Raw genomic sequence first — 17,327 nt, forward strand, 5'->3', positions numbered from 1 at the left:
GGAGCCGCTTGTCATGGACATCCTTTATCAGATCCGCGCCCGTCAGGATTCCTTCAGTGCCGGCGAGGGGCGTATCGCCCGCCTGCTGCTCGACGACGTCGGATTTGCCTCGGCCGCCAGCCTCGATGAGCTGGCGCAGAGGGCGGAAGTCAGCACCGCGACCCTGTCGCGTTTTGCCCGCACTGTCGGCTGCCGTGACTTGCGTGACCTGCGCCTGCAACTGGCCCAGGCCAGCGGCGTCGGCAGTCGTTTCCTCGACCCGGCCGGCACGCCGGAACAATCGGCGTTCTACCGGCAGATCGTCGGCGACATCGAGTCGACCCTGCATCAGCATCTGTCGGCCTTCGACGAGTCGCGCTTTGCCGACGCGGTGAAACTGCTGGGCAAGGCGCGGATGATTCATGCCTTCGGCATGGGGGGGTGTTCGACCCTGTGCAGCGATGAATTGCAGGTGCGGCTGGTGCGCTTCGGTTACCCGGTGGCGGTGTGTCACGACCCGGTGATGATGCGCATCACCGCCGCCGGTCTCGATGCCGGGCACGCGGTGATTGCCTGTTCGCTGACCGGCATCACCCCCGAACTGCTCGAAGCGGTGGAGCTGGCGAGCAGCTACGGCGCGCGGATTCTGGCCATCACCCGCGCCGACTCGCCGCTGGCGCACTTGGCCGATGTGCTGCTGCCGCTGCAAGGGGTCGAAACCTCGTTCATCTACAAACCCACGGCGGCCCGCTACGGCATGCTGCTGGCCATCGATGTGCTCGCCACCGAGCTGGCGCTGGTCAATCCTGAAGACAATCAAGAGCGCCTGCGGCGAATCAAACTCGCCCTGGACGATTACCGTGGCGGCGACGATCACCTGCCGCTGGGAGACTGACATGATGTACGACACGCTGATTCGCAACGCCCTGGTCATCGACGGCAACAATGTGCCGGGGTACACCGCCGACGTGGCGATTCTGGAGGGGCGCATCGCGTGTATCGGCGATTTGCAGTCGGCCACTGCCCATGAAGACATCGACGCTGCGGGGCGTGTGCTGGCGCCGGGTTTCATCGATGTGCACACCCACGACGACACGGTGGTCATCCGTCAGCCGCAGATGCTGCCCAAGCTCAGCCAGGGCGTGACCACGGTGATTGTCGGCAACTGCGGGATCAGCGCGTCGCCGGTGATTTTGAAAGGCGACCCGCCAGACCCGATGAACCTGCTGGGCAGTGCCGCCGCGTTCGTTTATCCCACCTTCGGTGATTACCGTGCGGCCGTCGAAGCGGCGAACACCACGTTGAACGTCGCTGCGCTGGTCGGGCACACGGCGTTGCGCAGCAATCATCTCGACGATCTGTTTCGCACCGCCACGGCGGATGAAATCAGCGCCATGCGCGAGCAGTTGCGCGACAGCCTTGAAGCCGGTGCCCTCGGTTTATCCACTGGCCTGGCGTATGCCAGCGCCTTTTCGGCCTCCACCGATGAAGTGATGCAACTGACCGAAGAACTGACGGCCTATGGCGCGGTGTACACCACCCATCTGCGCAGTGAGTTCGAGCCGGTGCTGGAGGCCATGGACGAAGCGTTCCGGATCGGCCGCCATGCGCAGTCACCGGTGATCATTTCCCACCTCAAGTGTGCCGGTGCCGGAAACTGGGGGCGCAGCCCGCAACTGTTGGCACGTCTTGAAGAGGCGGCGAACACCCACGCCGTGGGTTGCGACTGTTACCCCTACGCGGCCAGCTCTTCGACCCTGGACCTCAAGCAGGTCACCGATGCCCATCGCATCACCATCACCTGGTCCACGCCGCACCCGCAACAGGGCGGTCGCGACCTGATGGACATTGCCGCCGAGTGGGACGTTTCGCTGCTGGAGGCCGCCCGCCGGCTGCAACCGGCCGGTGCGGTGTACTACGGGATGGACGAAGCGGACGTGCGCAGAATCCTTGCGCATCCTCTGTCGATGGTCGGCTCCGACGGCTTGCCGGAAGACCCGTTTCCACACCCGCGCCTGTGGGGCGCTTTCCCACGGGTACTCGGACATTTCAGTCGTGATGTCGGACTGTTTCCGCTGCACACGGCGGTGCACAAGATGACCGGGCTGTCGGCGGCGCGGTTCGGCCTGAAGCAGCGTGGTGTCATCCGTGAAGGCCACTGGGCGGACCTGGTGCTGTTCGACCCGACGACCATTCGCGATGTCGCGGACTTCAATGACCCGCAACGGGCAGCCGAGGGTATCGACGGGGTGTGGGTCAACGGCGTGTTGAGCTACTGCGACGGCCAGGCCAACGGCAGGCGCGAAGGACGGTTTCTGGGGCGGGAAGGGGATTTGCGTGACGGCTTCCGGTGATGATTACGAGACCTGAGTCACAGTGATGGCACATTGAGATTAAAGAATGCTGGCATGAAGCCGAAGTGCTGGGACTGGCCCTAAAACAATCAAGGCCTTACCAGTCAGGGAGCAACGAAATGAGCTTCGGCAAAACCACCCCGATCCTGCGGATTTTCGATGAAAGCAAGGCCGTGGAGTTCTACGTCGATTTCCTGGGTTTCAAGATCGACTGGCAGCATCGTTTCGAGCCGAACTTCCCGCTGTACCTGCAAGTCTCCCGCGGCGAATGCGTGCTGCACCTGTCGGAGCATCACGGCGACAGCACACCGGGTTCGGCATTGCGTATCGAGACCGATGAGTTGGAAGCCTTCCAGCAGCAGTTGCTGGCCAGGGACTATCCGTTCTCGCACCCACAGATCCAGGCCATGCCCTGGGGCAGCCAGGACATGACCATCGTCGATCCGTTCGGCAATCGGCTGGTGTTCACCAACGCGATCAGTGTGTAGCCCATAAAAAAACCTGTGGGAGCGAGCCTGCTCGCGATGGCGTCGGGTCAGTCAATCTTGCATTGAATGACTGTCCGCTATCGCGAGCAGGCTCGCTCCCACAGGTTCGGTGCAATCCTTAAACGCGGAAGTGGCTGACCATTTCCTGCAACTGGTTGCCCAGGCGCGCCAGTTCGACACTGGACTTGGCGGTTTCATCGCTGGCGGAGGCGGTCTGTTCGGACACGTCGCGCACGTTGATGATGCTGCGGCTGATCTCTTCGGCCACGGCACTTTGCTGCTCGGCAGCGGCGGCGATCTGCTGGTTCATCGACTGGATGTTCGACACCGTGCGGGTGATGTTGTCCAGGGATTCGCCGGCCTTGCGCGTCAGGGCCACGCTGCTGTCGGTCAGGGTGCGGCTGTTGTTCATCACCGTCGACACTTGCTGCGTGCCGTTTTGCAGGGCGGCCACCAGGCCTTCGATTTCCTCGGTGGACTTCTGCGTGCGCTGGGCCAGGCCCCGGACCTCGTCGGCCACCACCGCGAAACCACGGCCGGCTTCACCGGCACGCGCCGCTTCAATCGCCGCGTTGAGGGCCAGCAGGTTGGTCTGCTCGGCCACCGCCTTGATCACGTCCATGACGCTGCCGATCTTGTCGCTTTCCTGTTGCAGCACGCTCATCGCTTCAGTGGAACGCACCACTTCGCTGGCCAGGCGTTCGATCTGGGCAATGGCCTCGTTGACCACCTTGTCACCTTCGCGCGCTTCGCCATCTGCGGCTGCGGCGGCCTGCGAGGCCTCTTCGGCATTGCGCGCGACTTCCTGCACGGTGGCCGTCATCTCGTGCATGGCGGTGGCCACCTGATCGGTCTCGATCTTCTGGCTGTTCACGCCGGCGCTGGTCTGACTGGTCACGGCGGACAGCTCTTCGGCCGCGCTGGCGATCTGGGTGACGCCGTCGCGGATGCCGCTGATCAGGTTGCGCAGCGTCACACCCATACGGGCGATGCCTTGTTGCAACACGCCAAGCTCGTCACGGCGAGTCACCTTGACGTCGTGCGACAGGTCGCCACCGGCGATGCGCTCGACCACGGCCAGGGTATCGCGCAGCGGGCCGGTGATCTGGCGGGTGATGATCACGGCGGCGATCACGCCCACCAGCAAGGCCAGCAGGGTGCTGATCAGTTGCAGGGTGCGCGCCTGGGCGCTTTCGGCGTCGCGGCGATCGAGCTGGATCTGATACAGCTGCTCGCTGAGGGTGACGATCATGTTGCCCTGATCGGTCATTTCCTTGCGGGCCTGCACCACATCGTTGTTGGTGCCCTTGTAGGCGAGCACGGCGCTGCGGTAGTCGCTCAGCGCTTTTTCCAGCTTGCGCAGGGCGTCCTGCTGGGTCGAGGCGAAATGCTTGTTGAGCTGTTCCAGGCTGGCCACGGCCGCGTTGAGCTGGTCGGCCGCTTTCTGCTCGGTGTCGGCGTTGACGGCGGCGGTGTAACCGCGCACTTCGTAGCGCGCCAGGATGAAAGCTTCCTTGGCGGCGGTGATGGCCTGGAATTGCTCGAAGCGCTCATCGCTCAACGGCATTTGCTGCACTTCGGCGCTGATGGCATTGATCAGCGACTGCGCCGTTTGCGCGTTGGCGGTCATGACTTCGCGGGCACTGTTGCCGGCCCGGTAGGCGCTGCGCATCTTCTCCAGGGAAATCCGATAGGCGGCGATGAGCGAGGCTTGCTCGTTGAGCAGCTTGAGGTTTTCCGGGCTCTTGAATTTATCCAGCACCGCTTTCTGTTGCGCGGCAAACGCGTCGAGGTTGACCTGCACATTCTGTGCAGTGGTTTCGTCGCCGTTGGCCAGCATGTATTGCAGGCGCGCCACGCGCAGCTTGGTCAGGCCGGCATTGAGCTGGGTGATGTCACTCATCCAGTTGCTGCGGTCGATCAGGCTGCCCAGGCTCGTCCAGCCGGTCAGGGCGAGGACGCCGGTCAGTACCAGGACCAGGCCGAAGCCCAGGCCCAGTTTCATGTTCATGCTGATGTTACCGAACCAGCTATTCATCAAATTCCTCCAGGAACGTTGCACTTGGGTCGTCGGTTGGCTGGAAGATTGTTGTTTTTCGTAGCCAAAAAAGTGTGTAGCAGGCCTGTATCGGCAGGAAATCCGAGAGCTGAAAGGATTTTGTCCGACGGATTCTGTAACAAGATTTTTGCCCGAGCCTTGAGCTTTTTTTCACATGGGTTTCACCGCAAGCCAACGCCCGCCTCTCTACCTTCGCGGCATCGAATGAATGCGCTGCATGCCGGTGAGGCGGCCTGATGGGGAAGCTGGCCGGGCGGCCATGCTTCGGGCGGTTTCACGATGCTCGCCCTGTACTTCGTCGCGCGGCGCTATCGCTGGCGCTATCGCTGGCGCTATTCGAAAGCGCTGATGTACGGCTCGCTGCTGCTCGGTTTCGTCTACGGCACGTGGCACTACATGTCCCACACCTTCTGGGCCGGGATCTTCGTCTGGCTGGCGTGTTTGCTGACGGCGCTGGCGTTTTACGGGCGAGCGCGGTTGGCGTGGCCGGTGCGGGATGGGAGATTTTCCCGGGCGAAAAAAAGCCCGCGGGAGAGCGGGCAAACCGTAGTTTCTTGAATGAGCGAGGGCACTGTAGCGGTTGGTGAGAGGCAATGGGGTGAAGAAAAATTTACCCTGTGGAGCGCACCGATAAGCCAGTGCGCGTGTACGCGTGCCTTGGCCTCAGAAATCGTACTTGAAACTGGTCATGAGGTTGCGCGGTGCTCCGTAGTTGCCGGCCAGCGCCGGTGAGCTGTAGTACTCGCGATCGAATACGTTGTTCAGGTTCACCGATGCGCTCAGGTTTTGGCTGATGTCGTAGCGGGCCATAAGGTTGGCAATGGCGTAGCTGCTCTGGGTGAAGGTGTGCAGATCACCACCGGTTTTGCTCTGCCAGTTGACGCCGCCGCCCAGGGTTACCTTGTCCAGCGGGCCGTGCAGGCGGTAGCTGGTGAAGGTCTTGAGGCTGTGGCGCGGCAGGATGGTGTTGATGCGTTGGTCGTCGGCGTCGGTGGTGACGGAGTAGGCATAACCGGCGGACGCCTGCCAGCCTTCGGCCAGTTCACCGTTGAGTTCCAGTTCGATGCCCTTGGACGTGGTGTCCTGCTCGGCGCTGTACACGTTGTCATGGAGCCAGATCGCCAGGTTGTCCTGCTCCAGTTTGAACAGGGCGAGGCTGGAGTTCAGCTTGCCGTCCAGGTGCGTGCCCTTGAGGCCGATCTCGTAGCCTTTGCCTTCCATGGGGTCCAGGGGCTTGTTGTTTTCGTCGGTGACCCACGATGCTTGCGGGTTGAAGATATTGGTGTAGCTGGCGTACACCGACCAGGTGTCATCGAGGTCATAGACCACCCCGGCGTACGGAATGAACACGCCGTTCTCTTCGCGGTTGACCTCGGTCTCCGGGCCGTTGTACGGGCGATCCGAGGTGTCGCGTTTCCAGTCGATGAGACGGCTGCCGAGGATCAGGCTCAGGTCGTCGGTCACGCTGAAGCGCGAGGTCAGGTACGCCGCGTATTGGGTTTCGTCGATCGACGATTTGCCGCTCTCGGTGAAGTCGGGCTTGGCGGAGTTGCCGTCCCAGGTGAACAGGTTGTCGATGGCGCCGGCGGGTGAGCCGGCATAGTCGTATTGCCAACCTCCCCAGCCCGGTACGCTCTCCTTGTACTTGGACAGGGTCATGCCGCCGATCAGTTCGTGTTCACGACCGAACAGGCTGAACGGGCCGGTGACATACAGGTCGAGGTTGTCCTGACGCGGTGTGCCGGAGAATCGCACCGGCAATTGCGAGGTGCCACTGCCGTCCTTGTCGAGGTCGCCCATCACGTAGTTGAAGACTTCGTCGAACTTGTTTTCGGCGTGGGTGAATTCGACCTTGCCGCTCCAGCCGTTGGCGAATTGCTGTTCGATGGAGGTGAAGAAACTGCTTTGCTCGTGATCGTTGTAGGACCAGTCCGGCGCGCCGTTGAGCGAGCGTTTCAGATTGGTGCGCTCGCCGGTGCTGAAGCGCGTCGGCAGGCCCGTGCGCAGTGGCGAGTCGACGTCGGTGCGCTGGTAGCTGAAGCCCATCGTCAGCAGCGTGTCTTCGCTCAGGTCGAATTCGGTGATGCCGTACATCAGCTGCGATTGCTGGTTGAAACGATCGACCCAGGCGTTCTGGGTCTTGTAGTCGGCGACCAGGCGGCCGCGCACGTTGCCGCTCTCGGTCAGGGGGCCGGATACATCGAAACCGCTGCCGTAGCGATCCCAGTTGCCGGCTTCGCCGGTGATACTGGCGCGAGCCTCGGCTGTCGGGCGCTTGCGGATCAGGTTGATGGTCGCCGAGGGGTTACCCATGCCGCTGATGAGGCCGGTGGCCCCGCGAACGATCTCGATGCGGTCATACATCGCCATGCTTTGCGAATAGTTGTCCAGGCGCGGGTTGGTCGGAACGCCGTCGATCTCGTAGTTCTGGATGGTGAAGCCGCGGGAGTAGTAGCTGTCGGTCTCGGCACCGAGGCCGTCACGGACCACCGTGATGCCTGGCGTGGCTTCCAGGGCATCGGTCAGGGTGGTGAGGCGCTGATCGTCCAGGCGCTGGCGCGTCATGACGGTCAGCGACTGTGGCGTTTCCCGAGGCGTCAGGTTCAGGCGCGTCGAACTGCTGGACGAGTAAGTGGTGTACAGCCCGCTGCCTTCGGTGGTCGAGCCCGGCGCTTTGCCGGAGATGGAGACCGTACCCAATTGCAACGCATCGCCCGCTGCCGCGTTCAGCGAGTAATTGCCGTTGGCGCCTCGACGGGCCTCCAGGCCGGTGCCGGCGAGCAACATCGCCAGGCCCTGATCAATGTCGTAGCGACCCTTGAGCCCCGAGGTGGTTTGCCCTTCGGTCAGCGGCGTGGCGTACGACAGCAGAATGTGCGCCGACTGGCCGAAACGGGTCAGTGCCGGGGCCAGCGGTCCCGGGGGAATGTCGAAAGACACCTGTGTCTGGTCGGCGGCCTGGGCCCAGTCGGGCGCGATCAGCAGCGAGGCGCTGGCCGTCATGCACGCGATGCCTTGCACCACGGCGACCGCCAGTTTGTGTTTGAAAGATACCTGCCAGCCCCGGCCCATGCGTGCGGTGAAATCCACGAGTTGCTCCCCATTGAATTGATTGTCTGGGGGTTGAGTCTCGCGAGCATCGGAAACGGACCACCCTGGCGAAAAAAAATTACGACGCTAGGCCAGGCGTGGTTTCAGCGTGACCCAGTAGCGGGTGAATTGGCGGACATCGAGCTGCAGCGTATCGGCGACGGCGAACAGGATTCGCTCGGTATTGGCCAGGGGAAAGGTTCCGGAAACGCGAAGGTCTGCCAGCGCCGGATCGCAGCTCAGGTGTCCGCGACGATAACGGCTCAGTTCGTTGAGGAAATCCTGCAGGGGCTGACCTTGAGCCACCAGCATGCCTTGTGCCCAGGCGGGTGGCGTGAGGGCGATGGCTTGCCGGGCCGTTATGCCTCGGGCATCGAACAGAACCTGTTCGCCCGCTTTCAATACCAGCAGGGCTTGGCGCTGCGCCGATGGGCTCATCGTCAGCGTGCCTTCGTAGACACTGACCTGAGTGATGCCTGCGCGTTGCCTGACGCTGAAACGCGCCAGGGCGACGTCGAGCCGGCCTTCGCCGGTGTGTATCGACAAGGGGACCCCGTCGACGCGCTTGTCACGGGTGACCAGTATTTCGCCGCGCAACAGTTCGATGCGCCGAGCCTGTCGCTCGAACATCACCTTGATCGCGCTATCGGTGTTGAGTTGGACCTGGGTTTCGTCGGCGAGCGCCAGGCGCCGTTGTTCGCCGATCCGGGTGTGGTAATCGGCGCTCAGGTCTTGCAGCAGCGCCGTGTCTTTCATGCTCCAGGCGGTGGCGCCCGCCGCGAGCAGGATCCCCAGCTGCTTGATCGCCGTGCGTCGCGACATCACCGGTCTGAGCGTGGCATTGGCCAGGTGGCGTTGCTGCGGCGAGCGCATTGCGCTCATGCGCAGGAAAAACGCTTCGGCGCGCTGCCATGCATGCTCATGGGCCGGGTGGGCCTGGCGCCACTGCATCCAGCTGGCGAGGGTTTCTTCGCTGGCCTCGCGCTCCTGGAGTTCGAGGTGCCAGTGCATGGCCTGCTCGGCGATATCAGGGGAAATGCTCGGCTTCACAGGGTATCCAGGCTGTCATCGAGCATGATGCAAAGGGCCCCGGCCTTGGCGATGTAGCGCTTGACTGTGGTGATGGAGCAGTCCAGCCGTTGAGCGATCTGCGCGTGGCTGAACCCGTCGAGCTGCGACCAGAGAAACGCGTCGCGCACAGGCCGGTCCAGGCCTTCGAGCGCGGCGTCGAGGGCCATCAGGGTTTCCAGCAGGATGGCCTGGGTCTCCAGGTCTGGCGCTGTCGGCTCAGGCATCGCCGCCAGTGCCTCAAGGTAGGCGCGTTCGAGTTTCTGCCGACGGTAATGATTGGACAGAACGCTTTGCGCCACCTTCGCCAGAAACGAGCGTGGTGCGTGCAACTCCGGCACCTGCTCCTTGGTCAGCAACCGCATGAACGTGTCTTGGGCCAGGTCCGCCGCGCTCTGCGAGCAGTTCAGCCGGCGCCGAAGCCAGCGCTGGAGCCAGCTGTGCTCTTGGCGGTACAGCACGGCCACGTCGCACAGGCGAGTGTCGGAAGATGGATGCATGGAGAGCGCCGAATGAGTAGGGGTCACAAATGATAATGTTTATCATAAAGATTGGCTGGGTGATGCTGCAACCAGTAAGTGTTCGCTAGGCAGGAATGGGTCGTCAATTTAATGGCGATGACTTAGTGGTCACGTGACAAAAAAGCAATAAAGACAAACTATTGACAGTCTGACGTCGATCTCACATCATCTGCGCCGCTTAAGTGGCATACCGCCATAAAATCGTCACTGGCACAGGATTATTTTGAACCTTCGAAGCCAGGATGATGTCGCACTGATTGCGCTGTTGGGCCAAGTGCCATCAGCCAGGGGCCCGGGTCCCAGCAAACACCGTTTTGCGGACGTTACATTCGCAATGTCCGTTTGAATCTTCAGGAAGAAACTTCATGCTTGATGGACGAGTACTGGTTACCGGCGGCGCAGGGTTCATTGGCTCGCACCTGGTAGAGGCATTGCTGGGCAAGGGCTACAAGGTTCGCGTGCTGGATAATCTGTCGACCGGGAAGGTCGGTAATCTGCCGGTTGGCAATGCCAACCTGAACCTCGTCGTCGGCGATGTCGCTGACAGTGTCGCAGTCGAGCAGGCCATGCGTGACTGTACGGCGGTTGTGCACCTGGCAGCCGTGGCATCGGTCCAGGCGTCGGTGGACGATCCGGCGGGCACCCATCAAAGCAATTTCGTTGGCACCCTCAACGTGTGCGAACACATGGCCAAGGCCGGAATCAGGCGCGTGGTGTTCGCTTCCAGCGCGGCGATCTACGGCAACAATGGCGAAGGCACGGCCATTGACGAAGACACCCCAAAATCACCCTTGACCCCGTATGCCAGCGACAAGCTGGCCAGCGAGTATTACCTGGATTTCTATCGCCGCGAGCATGGCCTGGAGCCGGTGATCCTGCGCTTCTTCAATATCTTCGGGCCGCGTCAGGATCCGTCTTCGCCGTACTCCGGGGTGATCAGCATCTTTACCGAGCGGGCCATGGCCGGTAAACCCGTGGCCATTTTCGGCGACGGCGAACAAACCCGTGACTTCGTTTACGTTCAGGACCTCGTAAGTATTCTCGTACAGGCCGTGGAAGCCAGCGAACCGCGCCCCGGGGCGGTGAATGTCGGGCTCAGTCGCTCCACCAGCCTCAACGACCTGATCGCCGAACTGGGGAACGCCACCGGCACGGCGTTGACGGTGAGCTACCAGGCTGCGCGACAAGGCGACATACGCCACTCGCGCGCTGACAACACTCGTCTGCTCGAGCGTTTCACGCTCCCGGCACCGACTTCCATAGGCGATGGTTTAGCGCAACTGCTGCGCAGTTTGTAAACCTGTCCGCCCAGATGTCAGACGTCAGAGCAGCATCAGTTCAGTCATTTCAAGAGTGAATTATGGAAATCGTTTCTCGCAGGACGCGCGTCCGCGCGGTTGCCAAGCGGCTGTTTGCGGCCCTGGCCCTTTTCGCCAGCGGACCCTCCGTCCCGGCTTCAGCCTTGCCGCAACCGGCCAGCGTGGCGTTCTGGTACGCCGATCAACCGCCGTTGTCCGAGCTGGCGCAGTTCGAATGGTCGGTGGTGGAGCCGGGGCACATGACGCCCGGCGACGTCAAAACCCTGCGCGAGCTGGGCAGTCATCCATTCGCCTACGTGTCCGTCGGCGAGTTCGACGGCAACAAGGCTGAAATCGACAAGGCGGGCCTGCGCCAGGCGATCAGCCCGGTGCGTAATGATTCCTGGAACAGCCAGGTCATGGACCTGACGGCGCCGGCCTGGCGCGAACACTTGCTCGGTCGCGCCAAGGCGTTGCAGGCGCAAGGTTATGACGGGCTGTTTCTCGACACCCTCGACAGTTTCCAACTGTTGCCGGAAGGCGCCCGTGAAGCGCAGCGCGTGGCCCTGGCCAGCCTGCTGCGCGAAATGCACAAGCGCCAGCCGACCCTGAAGCTGTTCTTCAACCGCGGTTTTGAAGTGTTGCCTGAGCTCGACGGTGTCGCCGCGGCGGTGGCGTTCGAGTCCCTGTATGCCGGTTGGGATGCTGCAGCCAAGCGCTATCGCCCGGTGCCGGAAGCCGACCGGCAGTGGTTGCTCGGCGAGCTGCAGCCACTGCGTGCCAAAGGCATCCCGCTGGTGGCCATCGACTACCTGCCACCGGAGCGTCGCGACGAGGCGCGCAAGCTGGCCAAGCGCTTGCGCGATGAAGGTTTCATTCCCTTCATCAGCACGCCGGAGCTGGACTCGATCGGCCTCAGCAACATCGAGGTGCAGCCGCGCCGCATCGCCTTCGTTTACGACGAGCGCGAAGGGGCGCTGGAGGATAACGGCGGGCACACGGTGCTCGGCGGTCTGCTCGAATACCTGGGCTATCGCGTCGACTACATTCCCGCGAGCAGCGCCATGCCGGGTTACCGGTTCAGTGGCTTGTACGCCGGCGTCGTCACCTGGATGACCAGTGGTCCGCCGCAGGACGCGCCGGCGTTCAACCGCTGGATCACCGCGCGTCTGGACGAGCAGGTGCCCGTGGTGTTCTTCAGCGGCCTGCCGGTCGAAGACAAGTTGCTGCTCAAACGCATGGGGCTCAAGCGCGAAGCGCCGCCGGGCGTGCAGCCACTGACCATCACCCACCAGGACAAGGCCCTGATTGGCGCCTTCGAAGCGCCGGTGCAGCCACGTTCCCGTGACCTGACGGCGGTATCGGTACTGCCCAACGGTCCCAAGCCGGTGTTGTCGCTGACCAACGCCAGTGGCGAAGTGTTCACGCCGGTCGTGACCGCCAAGTGGGGCGGCCTGGCGCTGGCACCCTACCTGCTGGAGGCGAACAACGAGCGCAGCCGCTGGATCATCGATCCGTTCGCGTTCCTGCAAACCAGCCTGCAACTGCCCGAGCAACCGCGCCCGGACACCACCACCGAAAACGGTCGGCGGGTCGCTACGGTGCACATCGATGGCGACGGTTTCCCTTCCCGCGCCGAAGTGCGTGGCACGCCTTACGCCGGTCGCCATACGCTGGACGACTACATTAAGCCAAACCCGTTCCTGACGTCGGTGTCGATCGTCGAGGGAGAGATTTCGCCGCGTGGCATGTTCCCGTTTCTGGCCCGTGAGCTGGAGCCGATTGCCCGCGAAATTTTCGCCAACCCGAAAGTCGAAGTGGCCACGCACACCTTCAGCCACCCGTTTTTCATGCAGCCTGACAAAGCGCTCAAACGGGAGAATTTTCATCCGGAATACGGCATGAACATGGCCATTCCGGGCTACGGCAAGATCGATTTCCGCCGGGAGATTTTCGGCTCGCGCGACTACATCAATCAGAACCTCACCACCCCGGAAAAACCGGTGAAGATGGTGTTCTGGCCGGGTGATGCATTGCCCTCCGCCTCGACCCTGAAGCTGGCGTATGACGCCGGGCTCAAGAACGTCAACGGCGCAGAAACCATGATGACCAAGGCCAACCCGTCTGTGACGGGCCTGAACCCCTTGCTGCGCCCGACCGAAGGCGGCCTGCAGTATTACGCGCCGGTCATCAACGAGAACCTGTTCACCAACTTGTGGAAGGGCCCGTACTACGGCTTCCGTGAAGTGATCGATACCTTCGAATTGACCGACAGCCCGCGCCGCCTGCGCGGTCTGCACCTGTATTACCACTTTTACTCCAGCACCAAGCAAGCCTCGATCAAGGCGATGCATGAGATCTACGGGTTCATGCGCGAACAGCATCCGCTGTCGCTGTGGATGAGTGATTACATCGACCGTCTGCATGGCCTGTACCAGGCCAGCCTGGCGCGGACCTCCGACGGTGCCTGGCAGATTCGCGGGATGGACGCCTTGCGTACCGTGCGCCTGGATCCAGGGATGGGGTGGCCGGACCTGCTGCGCTCGCAAGGTATAGCCGGCGTGCGCGACCTGCCGCAGGGGCGCTACGTGCACCTGAGCAGTGATCGGGCGCTGCTGGTGCTGCGTCCCGACCGGGATGATCGCCCGGCGCTGGAGGAAGCCAATCTGCCGTTGGTGGAGTGGCGGTACCTGGATGACCGGCGCGTGAGCTTCGGGTTCTCCGGCCAGTTCGATCTGACCTTCTCCGTGCGTTCCGCCAATCCGTGCCGGGTCGAGGTGGATGGGCAGCGTTTTGCAGGCAAGGCGGCGGCCGGCCTGTGGACTTTCCAATTACCCATGAAGCAGGTGAGTCATGCTCAACTCGTCTGCAACTAATGCCCCTTCCGGCAAAAAGCCGGATGACAACAAGCGCCTGCTCAACCCTTGGGCACTGGCCGTGGTGGCAGTGGCCGTGGGTGGTCTGTTGTGGGCGACCTTCCAGCGCGAGGAAACTTTCCAGCCTGATGGTCGTGAGCCGGATGCCGTCTCGGCCAACTACGCCGAGCTGTTGCTGGCGGCGCACCCGAACGATGACCACCTGCGCCTGCAACTGATCGATCTGCTGATTCGTCTCGGTGAGCTGGACAAGGCGCGTCAACATCTGGAAGCGTGGCCGACGCCGCAGCCCGAGACCCAGGCCTATTATCGGGTGGAACTCGACGCGCGGGCTGCCGCTGTCAGCAACGACCTGATTGCACAGCGCGCCCTGGTGGAGCGGCTGGGCAGTTTCGATCACCGCAAGCTGCCCGTGCCCTTGCTGCAGAACCTGGCCAAGCTGGCGCTGGAGTTGCAGGCACCGGTGTTCGCCGCGACGGTCTTCGAGGAGATCGCCGAACGTGATCCAAAGCTGCGCGAACAATCGCTGAAGTCTGCCGCGCAGTGGCACATGGCGGGCGAAGAGCCGAGCCGTGCAGCCGATATCTACCTGGAACTGCTGCGCAACAGTCAGCCCGCTGAGCGCCGTGAATACGCGCAACTGGCGTTCGACAGTCTGCTGTCTGCCGGTCGCGACGATCAGGCCGCACAGGTGCTGTCCGACGCGTTGCCGCTGCTCGACAACCCGAAAACCGATGCGCCCTGGCTGCAAAAGGGTGTGGACGTGGCGGTGGCCACCAAGCGTTTCGAACTGGCGCAACGCTTGCTCGACCAGTGGCGGGTTTTGCAGCCGGACAACCCGCTGATCGCGCCGAAGGAATTCCACGTGCGCCTGGCCATCGGTGACCTGACGGGAGCCTGGGAAACCGGTCAGCTGCTGGCTGACGAGTCCATGAACGACCCGGCCTTGCTCGAGCAGATGGCGCACCTGGGTGAATGGCGTGGCGAGCCTGCGGCGGCCCTCGACTACTGGATTCGTCTGTTGGAGATCCAGGAAAAGCCCGAGACCCGCGAGCACGCCTGGCGTCTGGCGAGCCAGCAGTTCGACTTCGATCGCTCGATTCCGTTGCTGGCCGAGATCATGCAACAGCGTGCGCTCACCGACGTTGAACTCGATGCGCTGATCTACGGCCACGAATCGCGCGGCACGCCCGAACAAGCCGAGAGCTGGTTGCACGCGTACCTGCGCAAATATCCGTCCCACCGCCTGGCGTGGACGCGCTTGCTGCAGAACCTGGAAAACACCGGGCAGTTCGCGGTCAAGGCCGACGTGTTCGAGGCCTACTCCAAACGCTTCAAGCTGACCTCGGCCGAGCAGGTGGACTGGGCGAACACCTACCTCAAGATGTTCGATAACCAGGCCGCGTGGAGTGTGGTGCAGGCCGCTGACGATTCCATCAAGGATCCCGAGTACTGGCACACCCGCGCTTCCCTGGCCTGGGAGCTGGAGCGTGATGACGACTTGCGTGTATCGCTGGAGAAACTGCTTACCCTCAACGGCAAACTGACCAGCGGCGACGAGAGTCAGTTGATTACCCTGTACCGCGTCGAAAACCCGCAGCGCGCCCTGGCGCTGATGATTGCCAGCTGGGAGCGTGGCCGCGACCCGCAGCGTCTGGTCGAAGCCTTGCAGCAGGCCCAGGAGCTTGGCGAATGGCCGAAAGTCATTGCGCTGCTGGACGATGCGAAGCAATTCCCCGACGCCTATGAACAATCCCAGGTATTGGCCGTGCGCGCCGCCTTGGCTGCCCAGCAGGGTCAGCCGGACGAGGCCGAGCGCCTGTACCTGTTGGGCCTGTCGAAATTCCCGGACGACAACGTGTTCCGCGAGCGCCTGATGTGGTTGTACGTCGACCAGCTCGACTCGGCCAAGCTCAAGCCGTTGCTCAGCCAGTGGCGAGCGCGTGCCCGCGAGGATCGTCTGCTGTGGCTGCCGTTTGCCAGTGCCAGTCAATTGCTGGGTCGCGACAGCGAAGCCTTGGCCTGGTACCGGATGTACCTCAAGGGCAGCCCGAATGACTGGCTGGTGCGTTCGGCCTATGCCGACGCATTGGACAGCGCCGGTTACCAGGATGCCGCTCAGCGCTTGCGCTTGCAGCTGTTGCGCAGCCCGGAGGTGGAGAACATTCAGCCATCTTCCCAGCGTTACGCGGTCTGGTTGCGCCTGATGGCCAGCAGCTTTTCGCCGCGCAAGGCGCAGCAGGAAGTGTTGCGCTGGAAGGACGGTTCGCCCGCCATGCTGCAATTGTGGTTCGAACGTTTGCTGGCGCGCCTCGACGCCACGAACCAGGAAGCGCAGAAGGACCAGTGGCTGGAATGGGCGCGCAGCCAGGGTCTGAAAGTCGATCGCTACGAGCAGATTCAGCAGGCGTTGCGCAGCCGCAACACGGCCCAGGTCGAAGCCCTGCTGGCCCGCAGCGACCTGAACCCGGCGCAACGTGCTCAGGCCCTCACGCGTCTGGGACGTCTGGGTGAAGCCCTCGACACCAGCCTGTCGAACCTGGGGGACGATCAGCCGATGGCCGTGCGCGAACAACTGCGCCGTCAGGCGGTGGAAATCCACGAAACGACGCCTCAGGGGGCACTGCTCTCCTGGCAGAAACAGGACTTCGGCGGCCTGGATTTCAACGCGCCGACCCTGCAGATCGCCCATCACCTGGGCGACAACTGGTACGCCAACCTGGAACTGGAGCAGGGCAAGTATCGGGGGGACGAGATCGAATCCTCGCGGATCGGGCAAGAGCGCAACGCCGCCCTGACGCTGCAACGTGCGGTCGAGGACGGCAGCTACAAACTGTTCGCCGACACTAGCCAGCGCAGCGACGACGACCGCAATGGCCTGGGGCTCTCCCGGACCTGGCGCCTGAGCACCAGCGATGAACTCGAACTGGGTGTCGACTGGCATCGCAAGAGCGAGGACAGCGGCCTGATGCGTGCGTTCGGTCTGCACGACAGCGTCTGGGTGGGTGGCCGTCATGGCCTCACCGCTCGCGACCAACTGAGCTGGGAAGTGGCGCAGAAGTCATTCGCCACCCGCTCGGGCGACGACTTGGGCAGTGGTCAGGCGTTGCGAATGGAGTTCCTGCACACGCTGGAATTCGCCGGGCCGAACTGGACCGTGCGCAGCGGGATCGACTATCAGCACAATCGGGTCAAGGATCGGACGCTGGACGATCTGTCCATCGACAACGGTGGCGCGGTGAAAAATGTCGATGACCCGGATGAACCGACCATTGTGGAAGCCGGCGACCTGCTGCAAAGCCGTTACGGCCAGCTCTACGTTGGCAGCTCCTGGCGTCGCGGCCTACCGGGCGCTCTGGTGCGCACCAAGCCGCAATACACCTGGCTGGTGGACGTCACGGCTGGCTGGCAATGGCTGGATCAAACGTTCAACTACGGCCTCAACACCGGCATCGGTTTTGAAGTGCTGGGTGATGACGAACTGGCCCTGACCTTCGGTTACCAGTCCGCGCCACAAGGCGGGGATGGCAAATCGGGCGGAACACTGGGTGTGAGCTACGGCGTGCGGTTTGGACGCTGATCATGGAATGTCTA

The 17,327-nt window shown here is 62.7% G+C and carries 10 protein-coding genes and 2 pseudogenes; 7 read left to right on the plus strand and 5 right to left on the minus strand.

What is annotated here, in order from left to right; all coding sequences use genetic code 11:
* Positions 1-13: 13 nt before the first annotated feature.
* The 3 genes from IB249_RS28230 (at position 14) to IB249_RS28240 (ending at position 2,821) form a co-directional block, all read left to right on the plus strand.
* Complete coding sequence (locus IB249_RS28230) at positions 14-874, plus strand: MurR/RpiR family transcriptional regulator (RefSeq protein ID WP_192309424.1); 861 nt, start codon at positions 14-16, stop codon at positions 872-874.
* Between the two features lies 1 nt (position 875).
* Positions 876-2,333, plus strand: a complete 1,458-nt coding sequence (locus IB249_RS28235; protein ID WP_192309425.1) for a D-aminoacylase — start codon at positions 876-878, stop codon at positions 2,331-2,333.
* A 119-nt stretch (positions 2,334-2,452) separates the two neighbouring features.
* Positions 2,453-2,821, plus strand: coding sequence for a glyoxalase superfamily protein (locus IB249_RS28240; protein WP_192309426.1), 369 nt, complete (start codon positions 2,453-2,455; stop codon positions 2,819-2,821).
* A gap of 118 nt (positions 2,822-2,939) precedes the next feature.
* On the opposite strand, the gene IB249_RS30280 is transcribed toward IB249_RS28240, so the two are convergent.
* Both IB249_RS30280 and IB249_RS30285 read right to left on the minus strand, forming a co-directional pair.
* Entirely contained in the window at positions 2,940-3,803 is an 864-nt protein-coding gene (locus IB249_RS30280; RefSeq protein WP_412548030.1) for a methyl-accepting chemotaxis protein, read from the minus strand.
* A pseudogene (locus IB249_RS30285) lies at positions 3,798-4,859 on the minus strand (methyl-accepting chemotaxis protein); the annotation flags it as partial. The gene IB249_RS30280 and the pseudogene IB249_RS30285, both read right to left, overlap by 6 nt.
* 267 nt (positions 4,860-5,126) lie before the next feature.
* On the opposite strand from IB249_RS30285, the pseudogene IB249_RS28250 reads away from it, so the two are divergent.
* Positions 5,127-5,438: pseudogene (locus IB249_RS28250) on the plus strand (PAP2 family protein); the annotation flags it as partial.
* A 105-nt stretch (positions 5,439-5,543) separates the two neighbouring features.
* Here the strand turns inward: IB249_RS28250 and IB249_RS28255 are convergent.
* The 3 genes from IB249_RS28255 to IB249_RS28265 form a co-directional block, all read right to left on the minus strand.
* Positions 5,544-7,883 (minus strand): TonB-dependent siderophore receptor, encoded by a 2,340-nt coding sequence (locus IB249_RS28255; protein ID WP_225607235.1) that lies wholly within the window; start codon positions 7,881-7,883, stop codon positions 5,544-5,546.
* 174 nt (positions 7,884-8,057) lie between these two features.
* On the minus strand, positions 8,058-9,020 hold the full coding sequence (locus IB249_RS28260) for a FecR family protein (RefSeq protein WP_318653519.1): 963 nt from the start codon (positions 9,018-9,020) through the stop codon (positions 8,058-8,060).
* Positions 9,017-9,538 carry a sigma-70 family RNA polymerase sigma factor gene (locus tag IB249_RS28265; RefSeq protein WP_192309429.1) on the minus strand — a complete coding sequence of 174 codons (522 nt, stop codon included), beginning with the start codon at positions 9,536-9,538 and terminating at the stop codon, positions 9,017-9,019. Before IB249_RS28265 ends, IB249_RS28260 begins: the two co-directional genes overlap by 4 nt.
* 386 nt (positions 9,539-9,924) lie before the next feature.
* On the opposite strand from IB249_RS28265, the gene IB249_RS28270 reads away from it, so the two are divergent.
* From IB249_RS28270 to IB249_RS28280, 3 genes are all read left to right on the plus strand, one after another.
* On the plus strand, positions 9,925-10,857 hold the full coding sequence (locus IB249_RS28270; protein ID WP_192309431.1) for an NAD-dependent epimerase/dehydratase family protein: 933 nt from the start codon (positions 9,925-9,927) through the stop codon (positions 10,855-10,857).
* 62 nt (positions 10,858-10,919) lie between these two features.
* Positions 10,920-13,733 (plus strand): bifunctional glycoside hydrolase 114/ polysaccharide deacetylase family protein, encoded by a 2,814-nt coding sequence (locus tag IB249_RS28275; RefSeq protein WP_192309433.1) that lies wholly within the window; start codon positions 10,920-10,922, stop codon positions 13,731-13,733.
* Positions 13,711-17,313 (plus strand): tetratricopeptide repeat protein, encoded by a 3,603-nt coding sequence (locus IB249_RS28280; protein ID WP_192309435.1) that lies wholly within the window; start codon positions 13,711-13,713, stop codon positions 17,311-17,313. Before IB249_RS28275 ends, IB249_RS28280 begins: the two co-directional genes overlap by 23 nt.
* Positions 17,314-17,327 lie beyond the last annotated feature (14 nt).

Source organism: Pseudomonas sp. PDM04, from assembly GCF_014851765.1.
Lineage (GTDB): Bacteria > Pseudomonadota > Gammaproteobacteria > Pseudomonadales > Pseudomonadaceae > Aquipseudomonas.